This window comes from Bathymodiolus heckerae thiotrophic gill symbiont (genome assembly GCF_900180345.1).
In the GTDB taxonomy this organism is placed as follows: Bacteria; Pseudomonadota; Gammaproteobacteria; order PS1; family Pseudothioglobaceae; genus Thiodubiliella.
In genome coordinates, this window is sequence record NZ_FXLV01000055.1 from 1 (window position 1) to 8,584 (window position 8,584).

The window sequence follows — 8,584 nt, forward strand, 5'->3', positions numbered from 1 at the left end:
TCCACTTTTCACCCGCTTGGCAATTTTTTAAACCCAGCCTTAGCCCTGCTAGGACAAGGTTTAAGAAAATCACCAATCTGGCAAAAATTGAATTTTGCTAATCATCCCTATTTATGCAAAGGTCTCTTGATAGTAACATCACGCTGTTTAATCAAATAGCCTTCTGCATCAAATTCAATGATGTTACCTCTTTTAATTCAAATTAGCCAAACGACGACGGTAAACGCCACTTTCTTTTGGATTAGTGTTTGCAAGCATATTGCAAATCAGTCCAATCATTTCTTTAGCTGCCCCTTCTTTAAAATCAGGATTATTTTCTTGAATAAAAAACAACTTTTCCATACCTTGCTCAACCTCATGTTGTGCAAATAGGCAAAGTGCCAAATCAAAGTTCGCTTGATAATTGTCAGGGGATTTCAGCACCTGCGCTTGAAGTACTGCCATGCCTGCCGTGTTTTGTGCCAGTTGCTTAAAGTTAAGCTGGCTGGCAATTGACACCCCCATCTCGCTCTTTTGAGCGCTATCTGGCAAACGATTAAACAATGCCTCTGCCTGTTCTAATTCGTTAATATCCAAAAATATTTGCACCATATCTAATGCCACGAGAACATTGCTTGGGTCGGATGAAATCGCCTCTGTTAATAATATAATAGCGTCTTTCGTATTGCCAGAAAGATGTTGCTCTCTGGCTTGTTTTCTAAGTTGATCAGGTTTTTTCATTGAGTTTTTCTGTTAACGGGGTTGAAATAATATTGACTTAATAGATTGGTAATTAGTGGCAACATTACGCAAGCTTTCCTCGCCTTGCTCCTCAGAAATTTTACCCTGTTCAATATCTCTTACTTGGTCAGCATACATTTTTTTCAAGGTTTCCAGTGTGGCATTAATTTCATAAATGGTGGGGTTACCTTCATCTTCCCAGTCTTGTGGCAATGTATGTGGACACTTAGGCTTAAATTCAATTATCTTCTCATCTTTATCAAACATTACACCGCCCAATTTTCCACTTTTAAGCCTGAAACTCTATCAAATTCCTTCGTATTATTAGTAATAATAACGGCATTGATACTTTTAGCATGAGCGGCAATTAACATATCCAATGCACCAATAACTTTACCTTGTTTTTCCAAGCTTGCTCTAATTTTCCCATATTCAATTGAGGCCTCTAAATCGTATTGAGCAATATTTAAAGGCGACAAAAAACTTTCTAAAGCAATAATATTTTGTGCAATACGCTGACTCTTAAAAGCACCATGATAAAGTTCAGAAATGCAAATACTAGAAATATACAATTTTCCTGCCTCTTGTTGACTAAATTTTTCCAAAACTTTGGTGGGTTTATTTCTGATAATATAGATACAAATATTGGTATCCAGCATTAAAAGACTCAAAATAAATCCTCTCTAATTTGCTGAGGTGGCTGATTTCTATCTTCCATAAAATCATCAGAAAATTGATCTAATGCATCGCTCATCATTTGCCAATCCACTTTTTTAGGGGTAAGTACAATTGACTCCCCTACTTTTTTAATTTCCACCTCATCGACATCAAAACGCATCGCCTTAGGCAGTCTTACTGCCTGAGAATTACCCGATTGAAATACTTTTGCTAACATAGCACACCTCTAAAAATATACACAAAAGTATATACTAAAATTTAGCTCAAACTTGGCTTATTAAATTTTTCAGTGGGCCTTACTCGTTGAAAAAATAAAAATTAGGCAGTAAGGCTAGCAAATAGTAATGGCAGTTGCTCGGGAAGTTTTTCAACATTATCAACCACGGTGTAATTATTTTCACCAAAAATGCGTTTTACATAGGTATCAGCATTTGGGTCTAGGGTTAGGCAATAAGTTAAAACGCCAGTGGAATAGAGTTCTTCTACAGCTTTTTTGGTGTCAAAACGAAGGTGTTGTGGGTCGTTTTCGTCAATGTCGGCAGGTTCGCCGTCGGTAACAAGTAAAATCAATTTGCGTTTTTCATTTTGTTTGCGCAAGTGTGTGCCAGCGTGTCTGAGGGCTGCACCCATACGGGTAGACAGTCCGCCTTTCATGCCTGCTAGGCGAGATTTGGCTTCATCGTCAAAGTGTTGGTTGAAGTCTTTGAGGCGGAAATATTGCACATCATGACGACCATCAGAGGCGAAACCGTGCAAGGCGAATGGGTCGCCAATGCCTTCAATAGCGGTTGAGACTAAAGTGGCTGCTTCTCGGGTGAGTTGCAAAACAGTTTTGTCTGAGCCTTCCATGGTTTCGTTGGTAGACTCTGATAAATCTAGTAACACGACAACGGATAAATCTCGGGTGTTAAGAACATTGCGCATAGTGATTCTTGGATTGGGCTGCTCACCCATACGAATGGCAATCATAGCATCAATAGCGGCATTAATATCCACTTCGTCACCATCTTCCATACCTCGTTGGCGTTGCACGCCTGCGGGTGTGAGAAGGTCAATAATTTGGCGAATGCGGTGTGCAATTGGCTTGTATTCAGTCAAAATATTTTCAATATCTTCAGGATTACCTTTGGGTGCTCGGCGTTCGTAAATCGTTACCCAATCAGGGCGGTGTAATTGGATTTGATAATCCCATTCTTGGTAATGAAAAGGGTCGGAAATTGGCTCTTTGCCCATAATTTCGTTGAATGATTTAGCATTATCAGTTAAATCGTCTTCGTAAGCACGCATTAAATCGGTGCAAGTCCAAATTTCTTGTGCATCATCACCTGCCAGTTCACAATCTACTTCATGTGCCATCATTAGTGGGCTGACCTTATATCGGGTTTGCTTCTGACTGGCAGCCATATATTCAACACCCATGTCCCAATTAATATCTTCATAATGCCAAACAATACGATTGTCATCACGATAATCAATACGGTAGCGTTCTAAAATTCTTAGACTTGGCACAGCTTTTTTACCTGCAAATAAATTGTATAATTCAATACCCATTAGCCAAGCAAAATGATTGTCGTCTTGATTGACTTCAATTTCGGCATGGAATTTTTTGGCAAATGCATTCAGTTGCTTATCTTTTCCAACAGCGCTATCATCTAATAATTGTAACGAAAAATTTTCTAAAACTGCCGTAGTTGGGTGCTCAGCAGGTTCTTCATGCTGTAATTTCATTAATGAACACCACAATTTTTTCAGCCCTGGAAAGGCTTGCACTGCCTTGTATTCCACACGCGCATCTTCTAATAAACCAATAAAAAACATTTGTGCAGGCGACAGTTGTTCAGCAGACATTGGCTGATTGGTATACATTAAATGAGATGCCATATGTGCTACCGTAGCACGATAAACTTCTAGCCCTTCAATAGTTGTTCCATCGGTTTTTATGTCATCAAGTGCATCAGGAACATAAAAAATACGGTCTTCAATATAAGGACGAAAATCGGTATAGTCCGCACCTGTTGGGCGAATGAAAAAATCACGCCCCCACAAAGCACGCAAATAAAAATTGAGTTTTCGCTGAACTCTGACAAACAACACGCCACGCCTTTCTTTTTCCAACATAGCACGAGAATCCGCAGATTCCAGCGCAAAATAAGCCGTTAAATTATTAAAATCTCGACGATAAGCTTTGGCACCAAAATTTGCCCAACGGCGTAAACCACTTAATGTTAATTTAGACAACAATTCATCAATATGCAATAACATCGGACGCAAACCCCGTGCAGCCGTTGATGCAAGTTGATGAATAAGCATTAAGTAGCCACGAACCAATTGCGCATCGCCTAAATGTCTAGCTACAACAGGCAGGTTTGATAACAACAAGCCAATAACCTCACCAGAAGTCATCGATGATGCTTTCATAGCAGCCGTAACGCAATCAGGAATAATATCCTCGCCACATTCTTTAGCAATTTGAGGCATTACTTCTAAATAAATAATCACCAAATCATTGCCACGCCCCAAACCACAAAGCGCTTTTGCACCATCTAAATATTCTTTCAATCCAGCGGGAGAAATCACGCGTGCAGCATCTTGAAAAGTAGCGTCTAAAACACCTCTTACCTCAGGTGCGATTTTCTCTAAAAATTCAGCGTATTCTTCTAGTAATATTTTTGCCATAATTTATTACCTATTTAGGCACTAATTAACCTAAAAATGTCTGAACAGCCGCATGCAAGGTATCACGCATATCAGGATCATCAGTTAACGGTGTAATCATTGTCATACTACAAGCAGATTGTGCGTTAACGCCTTTGGCGATTAATTGACCTGCGTAAACTAATAAGCGGGTGGAGATGCCTTCGTCTAAACCATGACCTTTGAGGTTTCTGGCACGGTGTGCGATTTGCACTAATTTTTCAGCCATTGCTTTGTCAACGCCTGATTCTTTGGCGACAATAGATACTTCTAATTCTGTTTCTGGGTAATCAAAATCTAATCCACCAAAGCGTTGTTTGGTGGATTGTTTAAGGTCTTTCATCAGAGATTGATAACCGGGATTGTAGGAAATAACCAGCTGGAAATCTGGATGTGCTTTAACCAGTTCGCCTTTTTTATCCAATGGTAGTTCACGACGGTGGTCGGTGAGTGGGTGAATGACAACAGTGGTGTCTTGACGCGCTTCAACGATTTCATCGAGGTAACAAATTGCACCGATGCGTGCTGCTGTCGTTAAGGGGCCATCTTGCCATTTTGTGCCGTCTTTGTCTAATAAAAAACGCCCAACCAAATCAGAGGCAGTCATATCTTCATTGCAGGCAACGCTGATTAATGGTTTACCTAATTTATATGCCATATATTCAACAAAACGAGATTTACCACAACCTGTTGGCCCTTTGATCATCATTGGCATACGCACATCGTATGCTGATTGATAGAGGTCTATCTCGTTATCAACTGCCTCATAATAAGGCTCATCTTTAATTACATATTGTTTTGGGTCTATTTTTACATCACTCATTGTTATCTCCGTTGATTTTATTCATCTTCATCATCTGTTTCACTATCGCCTGACCAGCCAACTGCTTTGGCTTTTTGAATGGCAATATCGTGAATTTTAAAATGTTTTTCACGCAATTCTGGCGGTAAATGGCTGGCTAAGCACCCGTATTTATCCCACTCATTATTCACTTTTTGCAATAGTGCATCAACACCTGCAAAGTTCCAGCCTTCACAGGTTTCGCTTTCATCAATTAAACCAAACACCCAAGCGTCTCTAATAATTTTACCAATGGAGGTCATTCCTCCATTAATTTCATTGTTAATACCTACATATATATTTGGTTTTGCCATAGTTTTTTTTATTTTTAAAATATTCTTTGTCTTTAAAAGTCTATAAAAAACCTTTAAAGACAAAAAACCCCAACGATAAAGTCAGGGCTTTTCGTTAAAAATCAGTGGAAATTAAACCGTTTGACCACGGTAAACAACCATTGAAGTGCCTGCGCACTGAGCGAAATTGTCTAAACCTAACAAACGAACATGATTGTCCGGATGTGTAGTATGACAAGCCTCTAACTCTTTTAAGATAGCATCAACATCTGTTTCACCAAACATTGGAAGCTTCCACATATACCAGTATGAACCAGCAGCATGCTCAGGCTCAGTGTGTTCAACACTTGGATTCCAGCCTTTGTCAACGATATATTGAATTTGCTGACGCGTTTGCTCAGCATTCATTGTAGGTAAGTATGAGAAAGTCTCAAACATACGACTGTCTGCATTACCTAAACTTGATTGATAATCTTGCATAATATTTTCTCCTATTGTAATATTTACTTGTGTGCTATGTCAATCTTATCAACGGTGTCGAATTCAAACTTGATTTCTTTCCAAGTTTCCATCGCAATCGCCAATTCAGGACTGTGCTTAGCTGCAGTAGTTAAAATATCTTTGCCTTCTTTCTCAAGCTCACGACCTATGTTACGCGCTTCAACACAAGCTTCAACCGCAACACGGTTAGCCGCTGCACCTGCTGCGTTACCCCAAGGATGACCTAGCGTGCCACCACCGAACTGTAAACAAGAATCGTCGCCGAAAATGTTAACCAGTGCTGGCATATGCCATACATGAATACCACCTGACGCTACAGGGATTACACCCGGCATAGCACCCCAATCTTGGTCAAAGAAGATACCACGAGAACGGTCTTCTTTAATATAAGAATCACGCATAATGTCAATCCAACCCAAAGTAGCATCACGATCGCCTTCAAGCTTACCAACAACAGTGCCTGAGTGTAAGTGATCACCACCAGACAAACGCAAAATCTTAGTTAAGACACGGAAATGAATACCATGGTGCGGGTTACGGTCAAGAACCGCATGCATTGCACGGTGAATGTGTAACAACATACCGTTGTCTTGACACCACTGTGCTAACTGCGTGTTAGCAGTCCAGCCACCAGTAATGTAGTCATGCATAATAATTGGTGAACCAATTTCTTTTGCATATTCTGCACGCTTCATCATTTCATCAGAAGTTGGCGCTGTTACATTAAGGTAGTGACCTTTACGCTCACCTGTTTCAGCTTCTGCTTTTTCAATTGCTTCTTGAACGAAGTCAAATCTAGCTCTCCAACGCATAAATGGTTGTGAGTTTACATTTTCATCATCTTTGGTGAAGTCTAAACCACCACGAAGACCTTCATAACAAGCACGGCCGTAGTTTTTAGCTGATAAACCTAACTTAGGCTTAATGGTACAACCCAATAAAGGACGACCATATTTATTCAAAATATCACGCTCTAACTGGATACCTTGTGGCGGACCGTTACAAGTCATTACATAAGCAATTGGAAATCTGATGTCTTCCAATCTTAGTGCACGCAATGCTTTAAAACCAAATACATTACCTACCAAAGAGGTCATGATATTTACCACAGAACCTTCTTCAAATAAGTCAATTGGGTATGCAATAAATGCATAAAAACAAGTGTCGTCACCCGGAACATCTTCAATAGCATAACAGCGACCTTTGTAATAGTCCAAATCTGTCAACAAATCTGTCCATACTGTTGTCCATGTACCTGTAGAAGATTCAGCTGCAACTGCTGCTGCAAGCTCTTCTCTAGGCACACCGTCTTGTGGTGTTACTTTAAAACAAGCCAGAATATCCGTCTCTTTCGGCGTATAATCTGGCATCCAATAAGTTTCGCGGTAGTCTTTTACGCCCGCATCATAAACTTTAGCCATTCTATGGTCTCCTTTCATTAAAAGAACCGCTATGATACAAGAACAAATAAATAATGTAAAATAATATTTATTTAGTAAATAATAAATATTTCTTATGATTAATTACACACTTAAACAACTGTATAGCTTTGAAGCAGTTGTGCGTTTAAAAAGTTTTACCAAAGCCAGCAAAACATTAAATATCACTCAACCTGCAGTTTATATGCAAATCCAACAACTCAGCCAAAACATCGGCGCTGAACTCCTTAATACCAAAGGAAAAACCGTAACCCCCACTTACATCGGCACAAAACTATACCAAACCTGCCTACGCATCATTGCCACACTTGAGCAATCAAAAGCCGACATTGAGCAAACCCTACACCCTGATTCTGGACACTTAGAAATTACCGCCACCACGACCACCAACGCCTTCGTCTCTCGCATCTTAGCACAATTTAAAAAACAACACCCTAAAATGACCTTCCACCTAGAAGTAACCAACCGCAAACTCCTCCTAGAAAAACTCTCTAACCACAACGCCAATCTAGTCATTATGGGCGAACCCCCTGCCGATATGCCTCTCACCACCCAGCCTTTTATGGAAAACCCACTCATCGCCATCTCCCACCCCGACCACCCCCTACTTAAAAACCAACACAACTCCATCAAAGCCCTCAGAAGAGAAACCCTAATTACTCGCGAACAAGGCTCTGGCACTCGCATGACCATCGAAAGAACCCTAGGAATGAAATTCAACTCAGAAATTGAAATCAACTCCAACGAAGCCATCATTGAAGCAGTTCAAGCAGGACTCGGCGTAGGTTTCGTCTCCAAACACACCGTTCAACTAGAACTCAAAAACAACATCATCAAACAACTCAATGTCGACAAACTCCCTATCATCCGCCACTGGCATGTTGTCCACAACGCCAAAATCCAACTCTCACCCATCGCACAACGCTTTAAAGATTTTATTATTGAAAACGGATAACTTGCCCCTAAAAAGTAAGCACACCCTTATCCACACAGTATATAAACAAGAACCGTTCCACGCATTTATTAAACAACTCTCTTGGTTTCTGTTATAATTTTTTTCGAAATTAAATTTAAACTGCACTCAACTTGGTTTTTTGTCTGAATATCGCATATATAGGTAAAAATATAAACTTTAGTTTAAAAATAGATAGAGTTTGGCTGTTTTTACAAGATTTATTTTTAATATTACAATAAGAGACCTTTGCATAATTCATAATTCCCCATCCTATTTTCAACCTTTGCAATTTTTCAAAAAAAATAGCTCAAAATTTCCGTATTTTTCCATAAAAATCTAAAAAACACCTTGTTTGTCTGATTTTTTTTAGCCTTATTTCTCTCTTTTTAGCCTTTTTTACTCACTGGATGTAATAATCCCTTAGGCTTTTTAATCGCTGCATTTCTTTAAAAATATTCATGCC

10 protein-coding genes are annotated in these 8,584 nt (G+C 39.6%); 1 reads left to right on the forward strand and 9 read right to left on the reverse strand.

Annotation, left to right across the window (positions count from 1 at the left end; all coding sequences use genetic code 11):
* Positions 1–192 precede the first annotated feature (192 nt).
* The 9 genes from CRYPD_RS06650 to CRYPD_RS06690 all read right to left on the reverse strand — a co-directional run bounded on the left by CRYPD_RS06650 (position 193) and on the right by CRYPD_RS06690 (position 7,148).
* Positions 193–720 carry a tetratricopeptide repeat protein gene (locus CRYPD_RS06650; RefSeq protein WP_138146810.1) on the reverse strand — a complete coding sequence of 176 codons (528 nt, stop codon included), beginning with the start codon at positions 718–720 and terminating at the stop codon, positions 193–195.
* A 12-nt stretch (positions 721–732) separates the two neighbouring features.
* Positions 733–987, reverse strand: coding sequence for a hypothetical protein (locus CRYPD_RS06655; protein WP_138146811.1), 255 nt, complete (start codon positions 985–987; stop codon positions 733–735).
* The gene (gene vapC, locus CRYPD_RS06660) at positions 987–1,379 is read right to left on the reverse strand and encodes a type II toxin-antitoxin system tRNA(fMet)-specific endonuclease VapC (RefSeq protein ID WP_138146818.1); all 393 of its coding nucleotides are present in this window, start codon (positions 1,377–1,379) and stop codon (positions 987–989) included. Before vapC ends, CRYPD_RS06655 begins: the two co-directional genes overlap by 1 nt.
* Positions 1,380–1,387: 8 nt before the next feature.
* Positions 1,388–1,615 (reverse strand): type II toxin-antitoxin system antitoxin VapB, encoded by a 228-nt coding sequence (vapB, locus tag CRYPD_RS06665; RefSeq protein ID WP_138119873.1) that lies wholly within the window; start codon positions 1,613–1,615, stop codon positions 1,388–1,390.
* Between the two features lie 101 nt (positions 1,616–1,716).
* On the reverse strand, positions 1,717–4,074 hold the full coding sequence (locus CRYPD_RS06670; protein WP_138146812.1) for a nitric oxide reductase activation protein NorD: 2,358 nt from the start codon (positions 4,072–4,074) through the stop codon (positions 1,717–1,719).
* A gap of 25 nt (positions 4,075–4,099) precedes the next feature.
* On the reverse strand, positions 4,100–4,915 hold the full coding sequence (locus CRYPD_RS06675; RefSeq protein WP_138146813.1) for a CbbQ/NirQ/NorQ/GpvN family protein: 816 nt from the start codon (positions 4,913–4,915) through the stop codon (positions 4,100–4,102).
* A gap of 17 nt (positions 4,916–4,932) precedes the next feature.
* Positions 4,933–5,247: a hypothetical protein gene (locus CRYPD_RS06680; RefSeq protein WP_138146814.1), complete on the reverse strand. Its 315-nt coding sequence runs from the start codon at positions 5,245–5,247 to the stop codon at positions 4,933–4,935.
* A 111-nt stretch (positions 5,248–5,358) separates the two neighbouring features.
* On the reverse strand, positions 5,359–5,706 hold the full coding sequence (locus CRYPD_RS06685) for a ribulose bisphosphate carboxylase small subunit (RefSeq protein WP_138146815.1): 348 nt from the start codon (positions 5,704–5,706) through the stop codon (positions 5,359–5,361).
* Between the two features lie 23 nt (positions 5,707–5,729).
* On the reverse strand, positions 5,730–7,148 hold the full coding sequence (locus CRYPD_RS06690) for a form I ribulose bisphosphate carboxylase large subunit (RefSeq protein WP_138146816.1): 1,419 nt from the start codon (positions 7,146–7,148) through the stop codon (positions 5,730–5,732).
* A gap of 94 nt (positions 7,149–7,242) precedes the next feature.
* Here CRYPD_RS06690 and CRYPD_RS06695 point away from each other — a divergent pair, with 94 nt between their 5' ends.
* Positions 7,243–8,121, forward strand: a complete 879-nt coding sequence (locus CRYPD_RS06695; protein WP_138146817.1) for a LysR family transcriptional regulator — start codon at positions 7,243–7,245, stop codon at positions 8,119–8,121.
* The last annotated feature ends 463 nt before the right edge of the window (positions 8,122–8,584 follow it).